This is a genomic window from Stenotrophomonas sp. FBCC-B152, assembly GCF_059134105.1.
Window position 1 is genome coordinate 867,736 of the sequence record NZ_CP101442.1, and the last position, 22,322, is coordinate 890,057.

Consider the following 22,322-nt stretch of genomic DNA (forward strand, 5'->3'; position numbering starts at 1 on the left):
CCTTGATCAAACGTAATGATCGGTTACAAATAAATAGAAGTCATTTAACTGGGAGGTTTTTATGTTGGGATGGTTTTTCTTGCCGTATCGAGGGGTGGGTGTTTCATTCACTTCCCGTTTCATGCGGTGGCATGGGGAAAAGTTCTTGGGACGCCCCGAGCAGTTGGGCTTAAAGAACGTCCTGGACGACGTAAAAACCACTTACTACGACTTGGCTGTTGATCGCCCCATCGAGTTGCACCATCACGACCTGAAAGCATGGTCTCGGGGCCAGCAGCAAGCCGAAGAGGCCCGGCAAGCCAGCAGGGCTGAGATTCCCAAGGCCACGTTCTTGGCGGTGATTGCGGTTTGCATGGGCTGCGCTCTGATTGCAGCGCCGTTTTCTGGGTCAAGTGGTTCCTCAGTAAACATTGGTTCTCCGATGGTTACTGGCCTTGTTGGGTCATTCAAGAAGAAGGCGGTAGACATATCCATAGACCCTTCCGAGTCTTCTGCGGCCCAAGCTGCTGCAAAGCCGAACAAAGGATTCTTTGGAGTCCTACAAGTAGAGCCGACCCCGGAAGAGGCCGCTGCGCTTCGCGCAGAGTGCGAGGAGAAATGGAAGGCCAATAACAATGACGGTCTGTCAGACGTTCGTCGTTGCGGCACGATTTGGACCGAAATAGCTAAAAAGGAGCTTAAACAACAATGAACATTTTCCGATTGCTGGATCTCGCCTACCAACTCAAACACCGCATCCTGCTTCGGCCAGCCCCTCAAGGGGTGGTGGAAGCCCTGCGCCTCAAAGCCGCAGCGAGCTACAAAAACGTGCAGGGCCAGGTCAATGCCCACAACCGCGTTTCCAGTCGCAGGCTGGTGGTCCCGGCAGGGCGGGAGAAGAATGCCATTGACTTGGGCGCGCAATACGACGCTGAGAGCGGGTGCTATGTCGTCCCAGAGTCAATGGATGAGAAGGACGAACGTTTCGCCATCTTCTGGCCATCGGCTCCATTGGATCTTCAGAGCCAAGAGGGGCGAGCGGAGCTGACGAAAGACGGCCGGCTGATCGAAAGTCGCGTGCTGCCCAGAGACAAGTTCCAAGGGGGCGACAGCACGGCGTTGTTCCTGATGTATGCAGCGCTTCCGATCCTCGGTGCGCTGATCTCAGCTCTCACGTCCATCCCCCGCGTTGGAATCCTGGGGTGGTTGCTGCTTCCCGCCGTGGTGCCCTACGTTCGAGCCATTCAACGCAGTGAAGGGGCTGCAGAAGCGTTGCGCTCCTTCATGCTCACCTTCGCACTGCCGCTCCTCGTCGTCAAAGGATTGGCGACCTCCGTGGGGTCCAGCAACATCGTGCTGGGCTTTGCCTTATCAGCGGTGACCCTCTTTTTGATGGTCGGCTTCCTCTATTGCTTGATTGCTCCCGTCCAGGACGATGAGGAAGCATGGGGGGGAAGGCTGGCCCGGCTGCGGGGGTTTGTTCTCTGGACTGGTGCCGCATTGGGGGCGTTGGCTCTGACGATGATGTTCTCGCCGTTGACCGGTGGCTTTGCCTGGTTCGCGTTGGCTGGTTCCTATGGGTTTGTTTACTACTCGCGGGACTACAAGGAGCGCACGCTGGCCCTTCAATCCCAAAGCGCACGGTTCAACCTGGGCAAGCAAGGCTTGATGGAGCGGGCCACATCGGAGGCGTTGGAAAGCCAAGTTCGGAAGGCCCTGGCCGACAAGACCCCATTCATTGCGTGGGGCACCGCCACAGGTCACTTGAAGAAGAAGGGCGCCAAGTTCTGCTACGACGCCGGATCGCCTGCTGGCATCAGCATCGATGACATGTTCATGCACGCAATGATTTGGGCGGAGAGCGGTATGGGGAAATCCTCCTACATCCGGTGGCTGATGGCCGAGATCCTCAAGTCAGGCTACCCGTGTTCGTTTGCTGTCTTCTGCGGCAAGGGCGCGTTGGCCGGAGAAGTCCGCGGCATGCTGGACTATGTGGTGGAAACCGGTGTGCACCTTGGCTTGATTGAAGGGCTGGACGCACAGGGCGTAAAAGCAGCACTGACCAACACGCGGATGGAAGACGACGAAACGGACATCTGGAAAGGCATGTCTGCGGACATCATCGACCATGCCACCGTCGTCCTGGAAGCGTTGCACCACCATGAGCTGAAGATGCGCTCTTTGGACGCCGCCGAAAAGCTGGGCCTGGAGCTTGAGATCGAAGGGTTGCTGCAGCAGCAAGATTTTGAAGTGGCCGCTGGCGGCGATGGCGTGGAGCTGGGTGCCCTGATCGCGGAACTGGAAAAGAAGGTGTCCTTGCGACAGAAAGAGCTGAACAAGGAACGCGAATGGCAATGGACGCTGGAGCGCTTGAACAAGGTTCTCATCGCCATCAACGACATTCGCACCACCCAAACCAGCAGCCTGCCCGGCGAAAGCTTGCTGGCCGCCGCCAACTTCCTGGGGCTGCAACCGCTGCACTTGGGGAACGACGAGGACTTCGCAGCTCGAAAGAAAGATTGGGAACTGCGCATGGAGACCGCACGGAAGACCATTCATCCGGATCTTCTCGTGGGTGGCTCGCTGCTCCAAATGTCGTTCGAGTTCGTGTTGAAGAAGTGGCCTACCTATCCCGCAGAGACGCGCGGCAGCTTTATGGCCAACGTGGACCGTCGAATCAATCCCCTAATGCGAGGAAAACATCTCGTGGATGAGAACGGCGTGCCTTGGAGCAGCATTGAGCGCGGTCAGGTTGATGTGGGCCAGATGCTGAAGGGCACCTCCATGGGCGTCAACCTGCCCGACACCCGTCACGGCACCGCTGGCGTGTTGGTGCAAAACCTCATCTGCCAACGTCTGAACAACGGCATCAAACTGCGAAATGAAGTCAGCGAGCAAGAGTGGCGCCAGCGTGGCGAGCTGCCAGTCATCCTCATCAAAGACGAGTGCCAGAACCTCATTGGGCGTGAAGATCAGATCATCCTGCCGATCTGCCGCTCAACGAAGATGGGTTGCATCTACGCCACCCAGAACGTGGACGGCATCCGCGTGAAGTTGCCTGGGGATTCGGCTGAACAGTTCCTGGGAAGCTTCCAGAACTACGCATTGGGCCGCACCACTCCGAAGAGCTACGAGTATGCGGCCAGCCGCTACGGCGTTGAGGAGATGACCGTGTTCAAGCAGAAGGCTGTTGGCCTGGACTACGCCGGCGGGATCGAGATGGCGTTGGACAACTCGTTGTTCGATCCCAACCACCCCATGGCCGCGGGCATGAAGCAACTTCGCAAAGCTGGCGCTGGGCGTCTTGTGGCGACCCACATTGACCCAGTTACCAAGATGCGCTGGACCGGTCAAAAGCTCACCGGGGTAAAAGCCGTCAAGGACATCGAAATCCCGGCGTCTGGCCACCGTGAGGCCCAACCGTTGTTCTCGCAAGCGGAGTTCACCGGTCTTCTGAACCAGCAGGGACGAACCATTCTTTGGTTCAACCGCGCCGGCGTTCGCCGAGCCGACGTCTGCACTACCCCCTTCCTGCCGCTCAGCCAAGTGGATGCAGTGATCGCGGAGATCAGGAAGGAGCGCGAGGCTCGTGCTGTAACCAACCCACCCCATCAAGAGGAGAACAAGCAATGAACAGCACTGACAAAGACCAAAAGTTCCGTGATCAGATGTCATCGAGCCAGGATCCCGCCGCTAAGAAGTGGACTGAACTGGACCACAAGGCGCAAGAGCAGAAGACCGAGGTCGACCGCATGGAGCGCTCCCTGGAGCGTCGCCTGGACCCGCAACGGTTGGTGATGTTGGAAGAGCGAGCGGCGGATTTGGCTCAACAGCGCCACGAGATGGAGGTGCGGGGGAGGCCAAATCTCTTCCTGGTGAAGCAACGGGCAGAGTATGACAAGCAGATGGGGGACCTTGAATCTGGTCTCAAGGAGACACGAAAGGACATTCGCAGTTGGCTGCAGCGATCAGAGCCAGCCGAGATCGCGAAGCACCAGGAGCGTATGGCAGGCAAGCAGGAAGAGCTCGCCAAAACCATTGAGCAGCGTCAGGGATCTGGCCAGATGCCTTCTGAGCGCGCAAAAGAAGAAGGGCAGCGCGAGGGGCCCCTGGAGACACCGCTGATGCGTCTCGATGAATGGCGCAAGCAACGTCAGCAGAGCGCAGACGTGCAGGTGGACTATCCGAGCTACGGGGCCGGAAAATGGGGCGGTGCCACCTTTGCCGCCACCGCCATGGCGGAGCAGAAGAAGATGCGCCTTCACGAAGAAGAGTTCGACTGGCAGAAACAAGATCGCGAGCGGCAGCCCAATGTTTTTCGACAATAAGCCGGTAACAGGGCACGGATCGAGGGCCCTTCGGGGCCCTTTTCTTTATTTGGATTTATAGGTTTTGGATGGGGCGATCTACCCATTAAAGCAAAATCAAAATCGGCTTGAAGCAAAAGCGTTGGGGGAGGGGTTTGACAAAGGCCAAAGCACGTCCATGCTAAAGGGATGAGCGAGCGAAAAAAACCTTGGCGAATAAAACCCCTTCGGCCCGACACCATCAACGCAAGGCTGGAACGCCCTTGCAGGCTGGCATTGGAGGCCTATGCCAGAAACCATGGGGTTTCGCTTTCAGAGGCAGTCAATCTCTTGTTGCTGAAAGCCTTGCCGCCACTCAAAGATCTTGACTAAAGAGTAAAACTGTCGAGCAGTCGATATTTTTTGGCTTGCCAATGTAATGACTTGTGTTTAACTGTAATGAGTTAACACAACCGGGGGAGGTCCCTATGTTTATTTTCGCTGACGCTTACGAATACGCTACGGACAACGTTGGAAACCTGTTGTTCACGCTGGGTGGGTTTTGTGTGGTGAGCTACGTGGCCGCAAACATCGTTGGCTTGATGGCATGATTGCCTGGATCCGTGCGGATCTAGAGCAAATGGACCTGCACAACGTCGTGTTTGTGCTTCAAGTCGCTTTTGTGGTCGGGACTGCGCTTTTCCTCAAGGTTTGCGGGTGATTGCCAAACCGGAAAAAACCAGTATGCAATGGTGATGGAACCCATCATCGAAAACGTAGCAGACCCAAACGGGGGTGATTTCTTGAATCGCCCCCATGAGTCGTTGGTCCACTCAATCATCCACCCTCTGACCCTTGCCCGGTTCTACGGCAAGCATCACGAACAGCTGGCCACCTCCAACCCCAGGCAAGCACTGACGTTGGCCGAGCAGTTCTGCCGTCAGGCCCAAGTCGCCGGCTTGGACACCTGCACGGATGTGGGGTTTGACTGGTTGATGACACCCAGCCGATTCTCCAATCGAGTCAACCTTGAGCTGGGTCAGGGCGGCCACGCTACGCTGGTCCAGGTCGAACCCGCCCTTTCTCCACACCAGTTGGACGCGACGATCCATGCGGGCGTCATGGGCCATAAACGGCTTGCCGAGGTTTACGCCTTGCTGCCAAGTGATCAACGGGACGGCCTACTGTCCGAGCTCCGCGACTCCCTCGAGCAGGTTCAAGCCAACCGCACCGCCGCCCATCGTCTCCAGGCCCTGCTCGCCCAATCCGAGCTGCCTTCGCCACCCCAACCGCGTTTGGACATTGCCAGGCTGCTGCAGCGCTTCGAGGTGCCCGAGCAGCAGGCCAAGACGACAGAGGAGCATCTCATCGCGACCTACGGGGACGCGTTGCCGCGGATGCATGGGAGCCAGGTGATTGCCGAAGCCCATGCGCGTTCTCCGCACTTGGGCCTCTACGGAGCGCCCTGGCAGACGTGGCTTTGCGAGCACACAACGACCGGAAACCTGGAGGGTGTCAATGCATGCTTGGGCATGAAAGCCGAGCCCAACGTCCCCAGCGCGAATGGGGACATGCCCCTTCACCTCGCAGCGCGCCATGGCCACCACCATATTGTCCGGCGTTTGGTTGAGGCGGGGGCGGATCCAGCCTTGGGTAACCCCCGTGGAGAAACACCGCTTCACGTAGCCGCTCAACACAAACATGCGCGTTGCTGCTTGGAGCTCATGGCTGCAGGGGCGGACCCGGGGCAGTTTGATCGTGAGGGGCGCAAACCGGGCGACGTGCACCGGGGAAGGGAGAAGGGACGTGAGCAAGCCTTCGGTCTATGACTGCTGGAGCTGGACGGTCCCATCGAGCATCGAGCCGAGCCGCGAAGTCCGATATTGGCCCCAGGCGTTGCTTTCTGGTTGGGTCATCGCCGCGCTGACCTACCCAGCCGCGCTCTGGCTTGGGTGGCAGGTGCCAAGCAGCCACTCCCTCATGACCTACAGCCAGGCGCTCACAGGTAGCGTCACAGCGCTGGGCAACCTTGCCACCGCGACCATTTCCCTGCGTGAGCCGGCCAGCGCGTTCTGGGAGGTCGCCCGCGAGCAGGCCACCTTCGACACACTGACGAGGATTGGAGTTGCGGCAGGGTTAGCTGGGTGGGCGGCTGCGTGGGTGACCCGTAGAGGCCTCATCCCGCGCTCAAGCACCTGGCACGTATCCGGTGCTCAACTGCTGCAAGGGAAAGAAGCCTTGGCTGAAGCGCGCCGTCGGTCACTCACGAAAAAGGAGCAGGCAGATGAGCTGCATGCCTTGTCGCTGCATCCCGATTGGGTGGTCAGCAAGAAGCTGTTGGCCCGACACATGTTCCTATACGGAAGCGTGGGCAGCGGTAAGAGTGTCATCTTGAAGCATCTGCTGGAACAGGTAGTGCGGCAAAAAAAGAAGGCCTTCATTTATGACATCAAGGGGGATTTCAGCTCGATCTTCAAGCGGCCGGTAATCGTCTGTCCCTTCGACAAACGAAGCTTGGTATGGGACGTTGGCCGTGACGTGGCGACGCAAACCCAGGCCGCGGCTTTCTCCCAATCGATCATCCAAAGTGAAGAAGGTTCTGGAGCGTTTTGGGCTTCAGCGGCCCAGGCGTTGCTAGAGGGGTGCGTGCGTGAGCTACAAGCCACGAAGGGCAAGGAGTGGGGGTGGTCAGAGCTGGCGGCCCTGGTTGCCCGTCCTGCTGAACAGATGTTTCAAGCTCTCTCGCTTTACTATCCGAGAGCCGCTGCGCTCATTTCCAACCCAGACAGCAACACCACTTCCAGCTGCATGGCCGTGCTCGCCAACGGCACTGCGGTCATCGAGCGCCTGGCCCTGGCTTGGCCGGAGCGCAAGCCTGACCGCATGTTCTCGATGCTGGATTGGATCAAGGACGATTACACGGGGCGCAAGCAGGTCATCGTTCAGTCAGGGCCGGACGAGGTGCTGACCAAGGCTTACATCAGCGCGATGATCAACTGCGCGGTGCCGGAAATCATTGGGCCGAGCCTGCCAGATGACGAGGCCGGGCGATTCCTGGGGTTCTTCTTCGATGAGCTCACCTCCGCCGGCAAGCTCAACATCGAGCCGTTGCTGGCACTGGGGCGCTCCAAAGGCGTAGTGGCCTGCATGGCTGTTCAGGACTGGAGCCAGGTTGAGAAGGTCTACGGCGACAAGACCGCGCAGGCGTTTTCTGGGTTGGTCGGCACACACATTGTTTGCCAGCTCCAGGTCGGTGAGACCCGGGAAAAAATCTCCCGGAACCTGGGCAAGCGGACCGTGGCTTGGCGCACTCACGACGACAAGGCAACCGTCCACGAGGAGTCGAAAGCCATTGTGGCGCCAGGTCGGCTCACGGACGACCTGGGCTTCCGCAAGGGCAAGGCCTACGGCACCGAGCGCTGGGGCATCCGTGCAATCGTCCAGACCGAGGGCGACTTGCTCCTGCTGGACTGGCCCGGTGTGAGCTACCCGAAGGTTCGAGAGGGGCAGAAGCGGGCTCGGTGGACGAAGCAGGGCGCTCGCGCGGTGGAGCAGAAACCCTTACCTCCGAGCGATGCTCAAAGTGACGCAGAGGTCCAGCGCGTGCTGAAGATGACAGCCTACCAGGCCAGCGCGGAACTTCAGAGACGCGGGGCAACGCCGCCCAAGCTTCGCGCCGTCAGTGACGATGAGCTGGAAGCCATCTTCCGCAAGTAATGGGGGTTGTGGAGTCGCTGGGTTTTGGTAGATCTGAAGGGATAGCCAGGACCTGGAGGACTCATGATCAACACCACACTGCTGAAGCGAAACGCCGGGGGAACCAAGGGTGGTTCCGCGTCGATTCACTACTTGTTGGCCCAGGAAAAGCTCTCTGAAGAAGCCGAGCAAGCAAGCATGGCCGTGGGCTACTACAGCCGTTCCGCACCCAGCAAAGAGGCGCAGTCAACGTTTTACGGCGGCATGGCCCAGCACCTGGGGTTGGCAGGCGTCCGCGCCACGGAAGAGCTGATGATTCCGCTGACGGATGGGTTCGACCCCAAGACCGGTCGAGCGCTATGCCACGGAGCCGGGGATCGCGGTCAGGTCAAAGTCCGCTTTGATAAGACGGGCAAGGCCCCGTTGCGCAACAAAGACGGATCGGTGGTGACGTATCTGGCCGGCGGACACCGGATCGGTTTTGACCTGACAATCAGCGCACCGTTGGATATCAGCGTGGCGTTTTCCCTGGCGTCCGACCCCGCAGAGCAAGAATCCATCCATGCCGCGCACCGCAACGCGGTTCAGCGGGCAATGCAATCCTTCGAAGCCATGTCCGAAACACGGCGCAACAAGGCCGGGAAAGACGTCATTGGGGTGGATGGGTTGATCTGGAGCAGCCATCACCACTACGCCTCCCGAGCCGATGAAGCGACCGGGGAGATGGGGCCAAATCTTCATACTCATAACTTGCTTTACAACCTCTCCCTCGGCGTCGATGGGGAAGAGGCCAGCCTCTCTGCTGAAGAAATCTACCGCTACCGAAAAGCCATGGATGAGGTCTACAAAACCGAGCTCTACGAGGGCATGAAGGCGCTGGGTTATGGGGTGGACCGAATCAGGGAGTTGGACGACGACGGCCAGGAAACCGGCCGCACCTATGCGCGCATCGCGGGTCTGGACGAAGAGGTCACGGATCGCTACGGCAACCGCCGCAAGGAAATCCTCGCTTACGCGGCCAAGCACAACGTGTCTAATCAGCAGGCCACGTTGGCCACGCGCAAAGACAAGGACGAGCCGCCTTACCGGGAGCTCATCGCGCACTGGCAGGACACGCTGAAAGGCTTCGACGTATCCACGGAAAGCCTAAAGCAGGCCAAGGGCAACGCGCACGAAATGGAGCAAAAATCCCCGGCAGAACTGCTGGAGCGGCTCCACGAGACGGACGCCATTTTCTGCGACCACAACCTCTTGGAGGTCCTGGGCCAGGAATACGCCGGCAGCGTCACCGTGCCAGAGCTCTACAGCTTGGTTGAAGCGTTCAAGAAGGAGCACGGCCTGGTGCTGGTCAACCCCATGCGCCTGCACGACGACGACAAGGGCGACTCGCTGGCAAGGCGGCATACCCAGGAGCGCTACTGCGCCCCGTGGATGCTTCAGATCGAACAGGAAGTGGTGGGTTTCGCGATTGACCGAGCCAAGGAAACCCATCACCACGTGCCCCAAGCCGACGTGGACCGGGTGGTGGAAGACTACGAGAAGGCCAAGGGCTTCCAACTCTCCAAAGAGCAGCGCCACGCGCTGGACCACATCACCCAGGGCAGCGGGGGCGTTTGCAATCTCTCGGGGCTCGCCGGAACCGGTAAAACGACGATCAGTGAGTGTTTTCGGGCAGCTTACGAAAGCCAAGGATTTGAGCTGCTGGGCGTCTGCGTTTCCAACGCCGCAGCCGAGAAGCTGGAGGCGGAAAGCGGAATGAGCAGCGTGTCCATGGCCCAAATGCTCTACGAGCTAGACGCAGGGAAGATGCAGTTCCGCAAAACCGATGTCATCGTGGTGGACGAGGCGGGCATGGTCGATGCGCGCAACACGCACAAGCTTTTCAGCTACGCGGCCAAGGCAGGGGCAAAGGTGATCATGCAGGGGGACGTGGAACAACTTCAGCCTATTGGCGCGGGCTCGGGCTTTCAGCTAACCAAGAGCGCTGTAGGCGATGCCAAACTCACCGAGATCCGACGCCAGGGAAAACAGGAAGACCGAGCCACCGCACTGTCGTTCTACGAAACGGACGAGCACGGCCAGATCATTGACCTGAAGAAGGCCAGCCGTTCCCGGGCGCAGACCCTCAACAAGGGCAACGCTATCAAGGCCCGGTTGCTCGACACCATCCGCGAAACGGCGACGGAGAAGGAAGCCCGCGAGCGCTTGTTGCACGAATACTTCGAAGACCCAACCCCGATGCAGGAGAAGTTGGTCATCGCTCACACCCGAGCCGACGTGGCCGCCCTCAATGCTGGCATCCGGGCTGGGTTGAAGGAGCGGGGAGAGCTGGACAAGGAAGAGGTGGTGATCGAAGCCCGGGAAAAAGGGCGAAAGTTCGATCTAACCCTGTCCAGAGGCGATCAGATTGTCTTCACTTCGAAGAACAAGGACCTGGGGGTCATCAACGGCACCCAGGCCGTGGTGGAGAACATCAAGCCTTCAAGGAAGGGCGGCTACGACATCACGGCTTCCATTCGCTCCGAGACGAAGGGGGACGGCCGGCGATTGACGTTCAATAGCCATGAAATGAAGGCTTTGACGCACTCGTATGCCGGGACGGTCCACAAGAGCCAGGGCCAGGGCAAGCGGGAGGTCTACCACTTGGTGGCGAACCTTGGGATGCTTGACACGCATTCGGCCCTGGTGGGTTTTACCCGGCTCACGAAGGGTTCCTACCGCATGTTTGCAACGTCCGAAGACGTGGAGCGGTTGAACGAGCGGCTAGGGCTGGAACGCTTGAAAGAGACCGTGCTGGACGCGGGCTCGGTCAAGGACACCAAAGCCGCACAACAGGAGCTGCCCGCAGGCATCTCCGAGCGTCCTCAAGCTCAACGCCCAGCCGCGCAGCGCAGCAGCGCCAAGGTGACGTTGGACGACTTGCTCAAGGAGCAGGGCGGGGAACACAAACAGAAGGCCTCCAATCGCCCAGGGAATCAGCGCAGCGGCGCGATGGTCAAGCTAGACGCCTTGCTGAAGGAGCACCAGAAGCAGAAGCAAGCGAAGTTAGCGGCGGCCAAGATGAGCGAATCCGAGCGCAAGGCACGCCAACTGCTGGAGGTGTTCGAGCAGGCGCGGGGCCGGAAGGTTCGACTCCCAGCACCCGGGGTTCAGTCGCCTGCCCAACAGCCCCGCCAGCGGCAGGGCCTTGAGCGGTAGCAGTCAGGCGCGGCCTTTTACGATGCGGTGGTTGAGTTGCGGGCGGACGAAGCTTGGCGGCGAAGACTTGTCCAAGGGCTGCACCCTGATCTGGTAAAGGCCGCTTTCGCACTTGCGAAGGAGGTCTGCCTCGTCCGTGACTTCAACCGTTCCATCCTTGGTGTTCCCTTGCTTTGCCACGCGGAAAGCGACGCGTCCCGTGTCCTTGTTCTTCATCGTCACGGGAACGACTTTCTTTCCATCGCCGCGGATCAGGTGGAAGGTCTGGGCAAAGCGGTCATCGGTGCTGCTGGTCATCGGGATGCTGTCCTTGGCGATGGGGGTTGGGGTTGGAGTGCTTGAAACGGTTTGGCGTGTGACCTTTGCGACGTCTACGACCGGTGCGGTTGCAGTCGGTGTCACAGGGTTTGAGCCGAGGGCCTGGAGTGCCAGCTGCAACTTGCGGCCCGAAGCTGATCCCATGTCTCCGCCGAGCCAGTGCTTGAACTCTCCGTTGGCGGGGCTCGGGTGCGCAGCGAAGACCCAGATCCGGCCCTGCGCAGTGAATGCCACCTCATTGATCTCTCGGTAGTCGGCGAACTGGTCTGCCATCAGGGCCTTGACGCCTTTGATGTAGGCATCCGTAGTTCCCAGCATCACGACCTTTTCGACACTGGCAGGCAGCGGGCTCAAGTGTTGTTCCACGCAGGAGCGCATGACCTGGCGGGTGAACGCTGCGGAGGCCGCCTTGGGCATGATGGTGCCGCTGGTGGTCAGCTTGCCGTCGATGTCCAGCGATAGGCCGCAGCGAATCAGCGACGCGGCACCCAGCCAACGGCTCGACGCCGAGAGGGCTTGATCAACAGATTCCGTTCCCAGGTCGATGCCCAGCGCATCCAGAACTTGGCGCAGGCGAGGACGCATCCCGGCGAAGGCAACCCCGTCGAAGTTGCCGGATTGAGAGGCGGAAATCTGGGTGGCGCCCTTGGAGAACCCCAGCACCAACACCTTGGGCTCGCTGGTGCCCCAGTAGCCTGGATTGGCGCGTAGATGCCATGGCCCCTCAACGCGCAAATCGCTGTTGGTAGAGTGGCAGTTTCGGCAAGCCTGCCATCCGTGTTGCAGTTTCATTGGAGCCCCCTGTTGTCCGTGAGGGCAATATATTTAGGGCACGGTTCGTAGGCGCGCAACAGATTTCTTTAGGCGCGTTTTAGGCGATACGAGTCGTTCTCATTTGGCCTGTTGGCTCAACGACCAATCCCCAGGGCCAGCAGAACAAGGCAGAGGATACCGGGGTAGACGAACCACCACTTGAACACCGTCCACCCAATCCCGCTGCTTCCCAATCTCGCGCTTCGAGCCGGCGTTGGCGCAGTCGCGGGCCACGTATAGGCAGTAGCCAACGACTTCATGTGTCCCGTCGTTCGGCGGCGCGGATCGCGGATGATGAGGCCTGGTGGTTTGCTGTAGATCCGCCAGCCCTTCTGAAAGGCTTTGTAGCGCCACGCGTATTCGTGCAGCTCCGCATCGGCTTGGGTGCCAGTCATGCTGGACAGTGGCACGAAGGAGAAGGGGCGACTATGCCAGCCTCCACGTGAACTCCGGTGCTGCTGTTCGCGCTGCTTCAGGTCAACGGTCTGCCCCACGTAGCAGCAGCCATTGCTGAAGAAGAGGGCATAGAGATACCTGGTTCGTGGCAGGTGTTTTTGATTGCGTTTCCAGTTCAAGGGCCCTCCATAAATGGATATACCCACATACCCATAAAAGAAAGGCGGGGTTCGTCAAGAGGCCCCACGAACAAGGGCCCCGAAGGGCCCTTGCCGAGACGATCACCTCCTCTTTTCGCCACGCAATCGTTATCAGCGCCCCAGGTTGATGCTCAACCCGAACCCGGCCACTGGCTTGTTCCCAGAGCCGAAGGAAACGCCCGCCGAGACACTGACCTTTTCCGAGACCCGAGCCCCCCAGCCAATGGACACCGCCGCCTCGCCACCGGAGAACCCAACGCCCGCGTTGAGGTTGACCTGGCCGACGGCAGCCCCGCCATTCGCCGCAGCAGCGGTTGCCATCTGGGTCATCGCGCCCATCTGGGCGCCCAGGGCATTGATGCGGCGATCCTGGTGGCGCAAGCGGCGGTCAGTGTCTGTCCACCGGTCGTTCCAAGCTTGCTGAGCGTCCCAAAACTGGCCGCCATTGACGGCATCGGTGGAGCCCCGCTCGATACGCCCACTGGCAACGTTGGTCACGCGCTGATTGCCTGCGTTGACGCCTGCCGTGGTGACCGAGGGACCGCCTTGAATCGTCATGCCTTGGGCGTTGACGGTGGTAGCGCCGACGCTCACCGATCCCGCGTCCGACAGCTGCACGTTATCGCTGACCGCAACGGTTTGGGTGCCGTCTGAGTTGTTGGTGACTTCGACGTTCTTGCCCGCCTTTGCAGTTGAGCCCGAGCCGGTCCCTGCGGTTCCGTCTACGCCATCGTTGCCAGCGGGCCCTTGGACCCCTGGCTCCCCTTTCAGGCTTGCCAGCCAATCTCGTTCATTGCCTTGGAAGCCGTTGGCCAAGGCCACCTCGTAGGCGCTTAAACCATCTGCGCCACGCGGGCCAGGCGTGCCCGAGCCGCTGCCTGGGTTTTGCTCAAGGGAGGTCACGCGCCCGTCCAGATCATCCAAGGCCGCTCCAACGGTTTGATGCGTGGCACCGCTGCGGAACTGATAAATGGGCGCGACAAAGTTGCCGTTGACGAACGTGGCGCCGCCGCCCAACGCTTGGGCCGCCTGACGGACCTGTCCGAGGTTTGCGACGTCGGTGTCCGAGGTGCCGGCGCGAACGTTGGTGATGCGACGAGTGCTCTGGCCCCCGTCCTCATAAATGGATCCCACGCTGACTTCGTCGCTGGCCCAGCAGCGGCTATGAGAGCCCAGGGCGACACAATCCTGGGCGCGAGCCTCAGCCCCAACGCCCAGTGCAAGTGACTGAAATGCATCGGCAACGGTGGACGAACCAATCGCAACCGCATGATTTCCGTTGGCTGGGCCTGATTCCCTTGAGCAATCGAGGCGTTGCCGCGCGAGCGGCTGAGGTATCCAAAGGACATGGACAGATCGCCGCTGGCTTGCGCCTGCACACCTTGAGCTACCGACTTAACGCCGGTCGCGACCGATTGTTGTCCAACTGCGACCGCATCTTCAGCACCAGCAAAACTCAAAGTGCCGATGGCAACAGTCCTCTCTGCCGCCGCATTCGCGGTCTGTCCAACGGCCATCGAGTTCTGGCCCGATGCTTGGGCGTTAGTGCCATATGCCTGCGCGTTCTCCCCAGAAGCGTTGGCCTGAATCCCGTTCGCGATGGCTCCGTTGCCCGTAGCAATCGCGTAGGCTCCTGTAGCAGTGGAGTTTGGTCCAGATGCCTGGGCGTATTCACCCGTTGCCGTTGAGTTAGGCCCTGATGCCGTTGCGCCCGTGCCCGTGGCGGTTTGAGCGTAAGCCGGCGCCACAAACAAAGCAGCGCCGATCAATGCGGATAAAATGGCTAGACGATGCGGAAACATTTAAACCCTCCCGAGTTTGGATTGATACTTAAATCCATAGCAGGTGATTTTGTTTGCGCAAGGCGATCAGGTGATCTTTTTCATCTTGTTAGGAAAGGTCGCCAAACATGCTCGTTTCGGTGTTTCCCATTGCCAAGCCAATGGCTTTGCGGTTCCCCAGGCCGCGCACGCCCAACCCGACCCATTGGGACACCACGTCGGTGGCAAGGCGCGTGCGAGGAGATAAGAAGCGGGTTCTAGCGGTGCCGCGAAGAGGGGGTGCTTTCGGCCTTGGCGATAAGCCAGCTTTGCCTGCCCGCATTCGGACTTGAGTTCCACGTGTGGGTAGTCCTTGGGGCTTGTCCACCGCCCGCCCCAGTTCAGGCCAACGATTTCTGACAGCTCCCCGAAGCGCAAGTAGCCGGCCATGACGTGCGGATCGTTCAAGTTCCAGCTTGGCTCCCCGTTGACGAACACGGCGGCATCCAAGGCCAAGCCGAAGTTATGGCAGCTGGAGAACGCCCCAACGCTGGTCACGCCGGACCCGGAGGCAAGCAGGGCAGCCTGGCGCTCGGGGGAGCGGTAGCCCTCAACAGGCCGCACATCAAACCCTTCCATGGACATCTGGATTTGGATGGATTCAACCTTTTCCCGCAGCGCTGGGGAAACCCCCTTCCACATCTTTTCGCTTTTCGGATGGAAGAGCCGGTAGATGGCGCCGTTCGGCTTAGGCGTTTGGTAAATCCGGGTGCTGCTGGGCTTGGGCTTGGGCTTGGGTTGAATGGTTGAACATCCGGCCAGGGCCAGACAAGCCAGAACGGCGGCGATGGTAAAACGGGGCTGCATGCTTTCCTCCCAGAAAGTTATGGATGCTTTCAGGGGTAGTGGATTTTTGGGAAAGCGCAAGAGGCGTGCATGAAAAAGCCCCCAGAATGGGTTTCCAGCATCCTGAGGGAGGAGGTCAGAAAGCCGGAGGCCTGGGGGCTTAGTGAGCGGGGAAGGAGTGAAACCCCGGCTCGGTTAAATCGATAGCATGCAAGCGGGATATGTCAATCCGTCGCTATCACTCGACAGAAGGAAAGGGGTGTAGCAGTGATGTAGCAACGGTGATCCTCAGCCCGCCATCCGCTAGAAAATATCTAATAAATACAAGTAGATGTGAACACGCGCCGCTGATGTCATCAGCGGGGTGTGTTCAGCGGGCTTCTGGGTCACGCGGGGTCCATCGGGCAGGGCAGGCCGGGAAGGCCGGGTAGTCCATTGTAGTTGAGGCAGCCCGGACGGGAGCGGCGCAAGAAACGATGGCAAACAGCGCGTGATGCGAAAAAACCGGAGCCGCAGACGAAAAAAAACCCGGGGCCCGTCACTCACGTAACGCGTGTGAGGAGGGGAGCTGATCCGGGTGTGCGTGTGCAGTGTAACCGAGTCACCTCTGCAACACGGTGATGCAGGGATGGGCGGAGAAGATATCCATGACAATCTGGAAGTAAATCTGGCCTTTTCCAGCGTCCAGCGCCTGCAACTGGGCGTCGATGACAGGGCTGTTGAACCTGTCGTTTCCGTCCAGCTTGGCCTTCAGCCATGCGCGGGTAGTTTCCTCGCCGAGAGCGTTGCGAGTCTGCTCGATGTCCTGCCAGATCACCGTCGCGCTTTCGTGCCCGGCCAACACGCCATAGCCGCCGTACAACATGTCATCCAGTGCATCCAGGCTGTGCCCCAGCTGCCAGTCTTCGCCGGCCATGAAGACCCGGTTGATCTCGGCATAGAAACTGGGGATGTCACTTACCGCGCTGCCTTGCAGCACCAGTACCAGTGGATCGGTGGTGGTCATTCAGTCCTGTCCCTCTATGCCTGGTCGGCACGACTCTAGCAGTGGCACCCCATCCGTCGAATCGCGGCGGCGTGGGGCATGTATATGGGAATTGCCAACGGTTATTTAAATGCGGCGATGCGACATGAAAGAGTGGGCTTCTATTCACGAACCCCTCCGGAGGCCGTTCTCCCATGTCCATCGCACGCTGCACGACGCCGTTCAAGGTAATCGGCACCACCGCACTGTCCGCCATGCTCCTGCTGGCCCCGCTGGTCTCCTCGGCCGAGGACCAGGCCTCGCCGCTGCGCACCTACCTGGCCGCCAAGCGCGAGGCCATCCAGGCCCAGTCGGCCAAGCCCGGCACGCCCACCGCGATCCACGCCAAGGTCACCGCCGAAAGCCGCTCCGGCGTACGCCGCCTGCGCATCGGGCCGACCGGGGAATTCCAGTACATCAGCGACAGCGGGCGCAACTACGCGGGTTACAACCTTGGCGCCGGCTCCTGGGATTCGCTGGTGGGCACGCTGGCCAGCTCGGTGGCAGATGAGTACATCGTGCAGGCGGCCGTGCAGGGCGTGCCGCTGGATGGCCTGGACGTGGTGTTCACCAGCATTCCCGAGCGCAAGAGCGAGACGCTGGCCTACCCCAACAATCTTTCCTATGTGGCCTACATCGATTCGCCGGCCACCGACGCCCAGCTGCAGGCGCTCAAGCGCGCGGTGCATGAGAATTCCTCGGCCATCGACCTGGTCACCCGTCCGCAGCAGGTCAGCCATGCCGATGTGGAATACATCCACAGCGCGGCCGAGCGCGACCCCAAACTGCCGCCGGGCCTGCGTGACTTCATCACCGAGGAGAAGCGCCCTGCGGTGCTCGCCAGGCAGGTGAAGCCGGGCGCCAAGGCCAAACCGGCCGAGCCGGAAACCCTGGTCGCGCGCGCCCACGTCGAGCCGCGTACCGGCCTGCGTCGGGTGTTCCTGGGCAAGGACGGTTACCACCAGCAGCTGCACGACAGCGCGCCGGGTCTGCTGGGCTATGGTCTTGCCCCGACGGTGGAAGAGCACCTGCTCGGTGTGACCGGTACCTGCCTGACCCACATCTTCGAAGTGCAGGCGGCCTCGCGCAACGTGCTGCTGGATTCGCTGGAGCTGACCGTCGATGGCAACGTCAGCCCGCGTTTCGGCAGCAACGTGCGCTCGCCGGCGCGGTACAGCGACATCCGGTACAAGGTGCGGATTGAATCGCCGGCCTCGGAACAGGAGATCGATGCGCTGCGCCAGTCGGTCGAGGCGACCTGCCCGCTGTACAACCTGGTGAAGGACGAGCAGAAGCTGGAAGGCAGCATCGTGCGAGGCGCATATGCGGAAGCCACGCGCTAAGCGCAGTCATCTGGCGCTGGCCCTGTGCACGCTGCTTGCGCCGGCCGGTGAGGCTGCGGAGGCCGCCGAGCCTGTAGAGACGGCAGAGGAGGCCGCTGCGTCGGCGTCGCAGTCACAGGGTTCCAACGCCCGCACGCTGGACAAGGTTTCGGTCCTCGGCTCGCAGATCGCCGGGGGCGGCGCGCAGGCAGCACTGCCGGTGGTCGCGGTGGACCGCGAGCAGATCGATGCCACCCTGGCCACCAACGGCAACGAGCTGTTCCGCAGCCTGCCGCAGTTTGGCGATGTGGCCATTACGGAAAAGGGCACGACCAACGCCGGCCGGAACTCCAACGTCGCACGCGGCGACGTCGGCTCCATCAACCTGCGCAACCTGGGCTCTAAGTACACGCTGCTGCTGGTCAATGGCCGCCGCACCGTGCAGCACCCGATCAGCAACAGTGGCGATGACACCACCTACAACGCCAATGCCATTCCGGTCTTCGGCCTGGAGCGGGTCAACCTGCTGCTGGACGGCGCGGCCTCCATCTACGGCTCCGATGCGGTGGCCGGCGTGGTCGACCTGGTGATGCCGAGCAACCTGGCAGATGGCGGCGGCGTTCGCCTGAACTACGGCAAGGTCACCGATGGCCACCGCGAAGAGGTATCGCTGGATGGGTACTTCGGCAGCGACTTCAGCGAGGGGCGCGGCAATCTCTCAGTGCTGTATGGCTTCTCCAGGCGGACCTCGCAGCTCAACTCCGATGCCTGGTTCACTGCCACCGACGGTCGCCGCCCACTGGGTGATGGCACCAGCGTGCCGGACCCGAACGGGACCACCGGCTTCAGCACCCGAACGCCGTGGGGGCATTTCGATACCTATACCGGAAGCCGCCGTACGGGCAGCTGGTACGTCAACCCCACCACGGGTGCGTTGACCTCGGGCACGGTGCCCACGCGCTATCACTACGATTCGGCGGCCGAGCCGGGCATCACCACGTCACCGGCCATCCGCAAGGGCAACGTGTTTGCCACGGGCCGCTTCGACGTCAACGACAGCGTGCAGCTGTTCGGTGAGCTGGGCTATTACCGCGCCACTTCCGAATCGTGGGTGAGCAGCGAGTCGGGCTTTGGCGGTGATGGCTTCCTGCTGCATATCCGCCCGGATGCCTATTGGGTTCCTGAAGCGCTGCGCGGTGCCGATGCGATCCGGCTGCTCAACTACCAGTTCGCCGATTCGGGCATCCGCCGGGTGAAGGTGGACAACGACCAGTCGCGGGTGCTGCTGGGCGTGCGTGGCTGGACCGAGGGCGGCTGGAACTGGGAAACCGCGCTGCTGTATTCACGCGCGCGCAGCACCGATACCCAGCAGGGCGGGCTGACCGATGCCTTCATCGAAGCGGTGAACCGCACCGACGCCAGTGCCTACAATCCGTTCAGCGGCGGCGACCCCACCAGCATTCGGGTGGGCGATGCCACGCCCTACGACACCTCGTCCTTCATCGGCGAGGCGACCCGCGAAGGCACCACGGAACTGGCGCTGTGGGACTTCAAGGTGAACCGCTCCGACCTGCTGACCTGGTACGCCGGCGACATCGGCATGGCGGCGGGCGTGGAGTACCGCTATGAAAGCCGCCGGGATGACCGCGACGAGAACATCGATGGCAGCAACCCGTATACCGACTGGTATACCGGCACGGTCGCGGCCAGCAACTTCTTCACCCACAGCCCGCGGCCGGATGTGCGCGGCAGCCGCAACGTCAAATCGGCGCTGATTGAATTCGCCGTGCCGCTGGTGTCTCCGGCACAGGGCATCCCGCTGGTGCAGTCGCTGGACCTGCAGATTGCCGGCCGCTGGGAGGATTACAGCGATGCCGGCAAGGTCGGCAAGCCGAAACTGGCGGCCGCCTGGAAGGTGGTGGACAGCCTGCTGCTGCGCGGCTCGGTAAGCGGTGGCTTCCGTGCACCGGGGCTGGAGCTGGTGAACTCGCCGCCGACGTATGGCTTTGGCTTCAACAACGATGCGGTCCGCTGCCATGCGTTGGTCACCAAGGGCGCGCAGCCCGATTACACCGCCTGCTTGAATGCCTTCAGCAGCGGTTCGTCGGTGAAGCCGTCGGTGAGCTCGGTGACGTCCTACGGCGACGACGTCAAACCGGAAACCACCCGCCAATCCTCGTGGGGCGTGGTGTTCGAGCCGCAGTTCCTGCCCGAAGGGCTGGGGGCGATCAGCCTGAGCGTGGATGCGTGGCGGGTGAAGGTGGAGAACCCCATCAGCACCATGGGCGAGGAACTGCTGTATGACGCCTACCTGCGCGTGGTGGAAGGCAGCAGCAACCCGAACGTGGTGCGGGCGGAGGTGACGGCGGAGGATATCGCGCAGTTCGAAGGCTCCGGCCTGGCACCGGCGGGCGTGGTGACGCATATCTACAACCGCTACCAGAATCGCCGGCCGCTCACCGCGTCGGGCGTGGACTACAACCTCGGCTGGCGCCTGCCGGAAACGTCGTGGGGCACCTTCTCGCTGCTGATCAGTGCCAGCCAGCTCAAGGAATACACCCAGCAGAAACCGGCCGAGATACAGCAGGTGGCCGCAGCCATCGCCAGCGGGCAGCTGAACATCCTCGTGCCCGACCTGGGGGCGGCCAACGAGGTGGGCATCAACGGCGCGAAGCCGGAATGGCGGGCCAGCGCGACGTTGATCTGGAACCTGCAGGACTGGACGGTGCGGCTGCGCGATGACTACATCGACAGCGTGACCGCCGGCGCCTATTCGGACCGCACGCCGTTCGTGGTCGGCTCCACGCAGCGCTGGGCGCTGTCGGTCAAGAAGGAGTTCACCCGCGGGCGGCTGAGTGGAACCGCGGTGGAAGTGGGCGCGCGCAACCTGTTCGACAAAGCGCCACCGCTGAGCGCCACTGGCAACTACCTGAGCGCGCTGCACGAATCCTACGGACGCTACCTCCACCTCGGTATCTCGAAGAACTGGTGAACATCATGAAGACGCATGCAGTCGTTTCGCTGTTCGTGGTCGCCCTGCTCGCCACCGCGTGCAGTCCGCAGGACCGGGCGACGGGGGTGCCATCGGCATCCGCGGCCGCAGCCGCGGCGCTGGATTTCCAGGACGAACACACGCAGTGGGTACGTCAACGCAGCGCGGACCTGAGCAAGCCCGACGGCTGGACCAGCCTGATCGGGCTGCACTGGATCGAAGCAGGCAAACGCAGCGTGGGAGGCGGCGCCGACAACGCCATCCGGCTATCCATCGCGCCGGATCGACTGGGCGAGGTGGAGCAGCGCGCCGATGGCCTGTACTTCCAGGTCGCCGCAGGGGTGCCGGTGACCGTTGACGGCAAGCCGGTACAGGGCGAGGTGCGCCTGGATCCAGAAGGGGCGGGCGGTGGTACCAAGCTGGCCTATGACGAGGGCAGGGGCCAGATCACCGCGATCAAGCGCGGTCAGCGCCTTGCGCTGCGAGTGCGCCACGCCGATGCACCGGCACGGCGGGATTTCGCGGGCCTGGATTTCTTCCCGGCCGATGAGGGCTGGCGCGTGCCGGCACGGTTCGTGCCGCACCCGGCCGGCAGGACGCTTCCCATCGTCAACGTGCTCGGCGAGGTCGCCGACAACCCCAACCCGGGCTATGTGGTGTTCGAGAAGGAAGGGCATGAGTGGCGGCTGGAAGCGCTGGGCGACCCGGCCAAGGGCCTGAACCTGATGTTCCAGGACCAGACCACGGGCCGGCTCACCTACGGGGTGGGGCGCTACCTGCGCACCGACCCGGTCGCGGCGGACGGCACGGTGGTGGTGGACTTCAACCGTGCGCACAATCCGCCCTGCGCGTACACGGAATTCGCCACGTGCCCGCTGCCGCCGCCGGAGAACCGCCTGGCCCTGCAGGATGGCAGCGGCGAACGCACGCGGCTGGCGGTGCTGGCCGGGGAGAAGAAGTATGCGGGGGGCAATCACTGATCGTTGCCGACGACGCGCCAATGGCTGCCGGCTGAACAGCGCGTGCGGCGTTGACGCGACATCCACGGCTTTTCACAGGGGGTTGCCAGCACCGCGCAGACACTGGCGCTACGTCATGAAGCGAGGAGCCAACCATGAATCTCTCTACCCGAAACGTGCTGTGTGCAGCCGCCCTGATGGCATCGGTATTCAGCGCCAGCGCCCAGACCTACGGGCCGAAGGATGAAGGGCGCCGCTTCAACGATGGCACCAAGGTGGTCTGCAAGAACGTTGAAGTGCAGCGCAACAGCAAGGATCCGAACCGCATTGCCGGTACCGCCACCGGCGCGGTGGTGGGTGGCCTGCTGGGTAACCAGGTGGGTGGCGGCAGCGGCAAGAAGATCGCCACGGTGGCGGGCGCAGTGGCGGGTGGCGCGGCCGGTCGCCAGATCCAGGGCAACTCGCAGAGCAAGAACGGCGACCGCGTGGTGGAGCGCCAGTGCTATCGCCGCTGATGCGAACGCGCGCCAAGC

At 61.6% G+C, this 22,322-nt stretch carries 15 protein-coding genes and 1 pseudogene; 10 read left to right on the plus strand and 6 right to left on the minus strand.

The window, feature by feature from the left end; genetic code table 11:
- Window positions 1–61: 61 nt before the first annotated feature.
- From NMB40_RS04320 to mobF, 6 genes are all read left to right on the plus strand, one after another.
- Window positions 62–691 carry a hypothetical protein gene (locus tag NMB40_RS04320; protein ID WP_494360252.1) on the plus strand — a complete coding sequence of 210 codons (630 nt, stop codon included), beginning with the start codon at window positions 62–64 and terminating at the stop codon, window positions 689–691.
- The gene (locus tag NMB40_RS04325) at window positions 688–3,612 is read left to right on the plus strand and encodes a hypothetical protein (protein ID WP_494360253.1); all 2,925 of its coding nucleotides are present in this window, start codon (window positions 688–690) and stop codon (window positions 3,610–3,612) included. The genes NMB40_RS04320 and NMB40_RS04325 overlap by 4 nt, the downstream gene beginning before the upstream one ends.
- On the plus strand, window positions 3,609–4,307 hold the full coding sequence (locus NMB40_RS04330) for a hypothetical protein (protein ID WP_494360254.1): 699 nt from the start codon (window positions 3,609–3,611) through the stop codon (window positions 4,305–4,307). Before NMB40_RS04325 ends, NMB40_RS04330 begins: the two co-directional genes overlap by 4 nt.
- A 713-nt stretch (window positions 4,308–5,020) precedes the next feature.
- Complete coding sequence (locus NMB40_RS04335; RefSeq protein WP_494360255.1) at window positions 5,021–6,094, plus strand: ankyrin repeat domain-containing protein; 1,074 nt, start codon at window positions 5,021–5,023, stop codon at window positions 6,092–6,094.
- Complete coding sequence (locus NMB40_RS04340; protein WP_494360256.1) at window positions 6,072–7,982, plus strand: type IV secretion system DNA-binding domain-containing protein; 1,911 nt, start codon at window positions 6,072–6,074, stop codon at window positions 7,980–7,982. The genes NMB40_RS04335 and NMB40_RS04340 overlap by 23 nt, the downstream gene beginning before the upstream one ends.
- 63 nt (window positions 7,983–8,045) lie before the next feature.
- A complete protein-coding gene (gene mobF / locus NMB40_RS04345) occupies window positions 8,046–11,159 on the plus strand; it encodes a MobF family relaxase (protein ID WP_494360257.1) in 3,114 nt (1,037 codons plus the stop codon).
- 3 nt (window positions 11,160–11,162) lie between these two features.
- On the opposite strand, the gene NMB40_RS04350 is transcribed toward mobF, so the two are convergent.
- The 6 genes and pseudogenes from NMB40_RS04350 to NMB40_RS04375 all read right to left on the minus strand — a co-directional run bounded on the left by NMB40_RS04350 (window position 11,163) and on the right by NMB40_RS04375 (window position 16,498).
- Window positions 11,163–12,269 (minus strand): hypothetical protein, encoded by a 1,107-nt coding sequence (locus tag NMB40_RS04350; RefSeq protein WP_494360258.1) that lies wholly within the window; start codon window positions 12,267–12,269, stop codon window positions 11,163–11,165.
- 116 nt (window positions 12,270–12,385) lie between these two features.
- Complete coding sequence (locus NMB40_RS04355; protein WP_494360259.1) at window positions 12,386–12,865, minus strand: GIY-YIG nuclease family protein; 480 nt, start codon at window positions 12,863–12,865, stop codon at window positions 12,386–12,388.
- Between the two features lie 132 nt (window positions 12,866–12,997).
- A complete protein-coding gene (locus tag NMB40_RS04360) occupies window positions 12,998–14,020 on the minus strand; it encodes a YadA-like family protein (protein ID WP_494360260.1) in 1,023 nt (340 codons plus the stop codon).
- Between the two features lie 209 nt (window positions 14,021–14,229).
- Window positions 14,230–14,688: pseudogene (locus NMB40_RS04365) on the minus strand (hypothetical protein); the annotation flags it as partial.
- A gap of 66 nt (window positions 14,689–14,754) precedes the next feature.
- Window positions 14,755–15,513: a M15 family metallopeptidase gene (locus tag NMB40_RS04370; protein WP_494360261.1), complete on the minus strand. Its 759-nt coding sequence runs from the start codon at window positions 15,511–15,513 to the stop codon at window positions 14,755–14,757.
- Between the two features lie 580 nt (window positions 15,514–16,093).
- Window positions 16,094–16,498 (minus strand): barstar family protein, encoded by a 405-nt coding sequence (locus NMB40_RS04375; RefSeq protein WP_494360262.1) that lies wholly within the window; start codon window positions 16,496–16,498, stop codon window positions 16,094–16,096.
- A 173-nt stretch (window positions 16,499–16,671) separates the two neighbouring features.
- Here NMB40_RS04375 and NMB40_RS04380 point away from each other — a divergent pair, with 173 nt between their 5' ends.
- The 4 genes from NMB40_RS04380 (at window position 16,672) to NMB40_RS04395 (ending at window position 22,304) form a co-directional block, all read left to right on the plus strand.
- Window positions 16,672–17,859, plus strand: a complete 1,188-nt coding sequence (locus tag NMB40_RS04380; protein WP_282247125.1) for an OsmC family protein — start codon at window positions 16,672–16,674, stop codon at window positions 17,857–17,859.
- The gene (locus NMB40_RS04385) at window positions 17,840–20,830 is read left to right on the plus strand and encodes a TonB-dependent receptor domain-containing protein (protein WP_494360263.1); all 2,991 of its coding nucleotides are present in this window, start codon (window positions 17,840–17,842) and stop codon (window positions 20,828–20,830) included. The genes NMB40_RS04380 and NMB40_RS04385 overlap by 20 nt, the downstream gene beginning before the upstream one ends.
- Before the next feature lie 5 nt (window positions 20,831–20,835).
- Window positions 20,836–21,810: a DUF1684 domain-containing protein gene (locus NMB40_RS04390; protein WP_494360264.1), complete on the plus strand. Its 975-nt coding sequence runs from the start codon at window positions 20,836–20,838 to the stop codon at window positions 21,808–21,810.
- 134 nt (window positions 21,811–21,944) lie between these two features.
- Entirely contained in the window at window positions 21,945–22,304 is a 360-nt protein-coding gene (locus tag NMB40_RS04395; RefSeq protein WP_494360265.1) for a glycine zipper 2TM domain-containing protein, read from the plus strand.
- The last annotated feature ends 18 nt before the right edge of the window (window positions 22,305–22,322 follow it).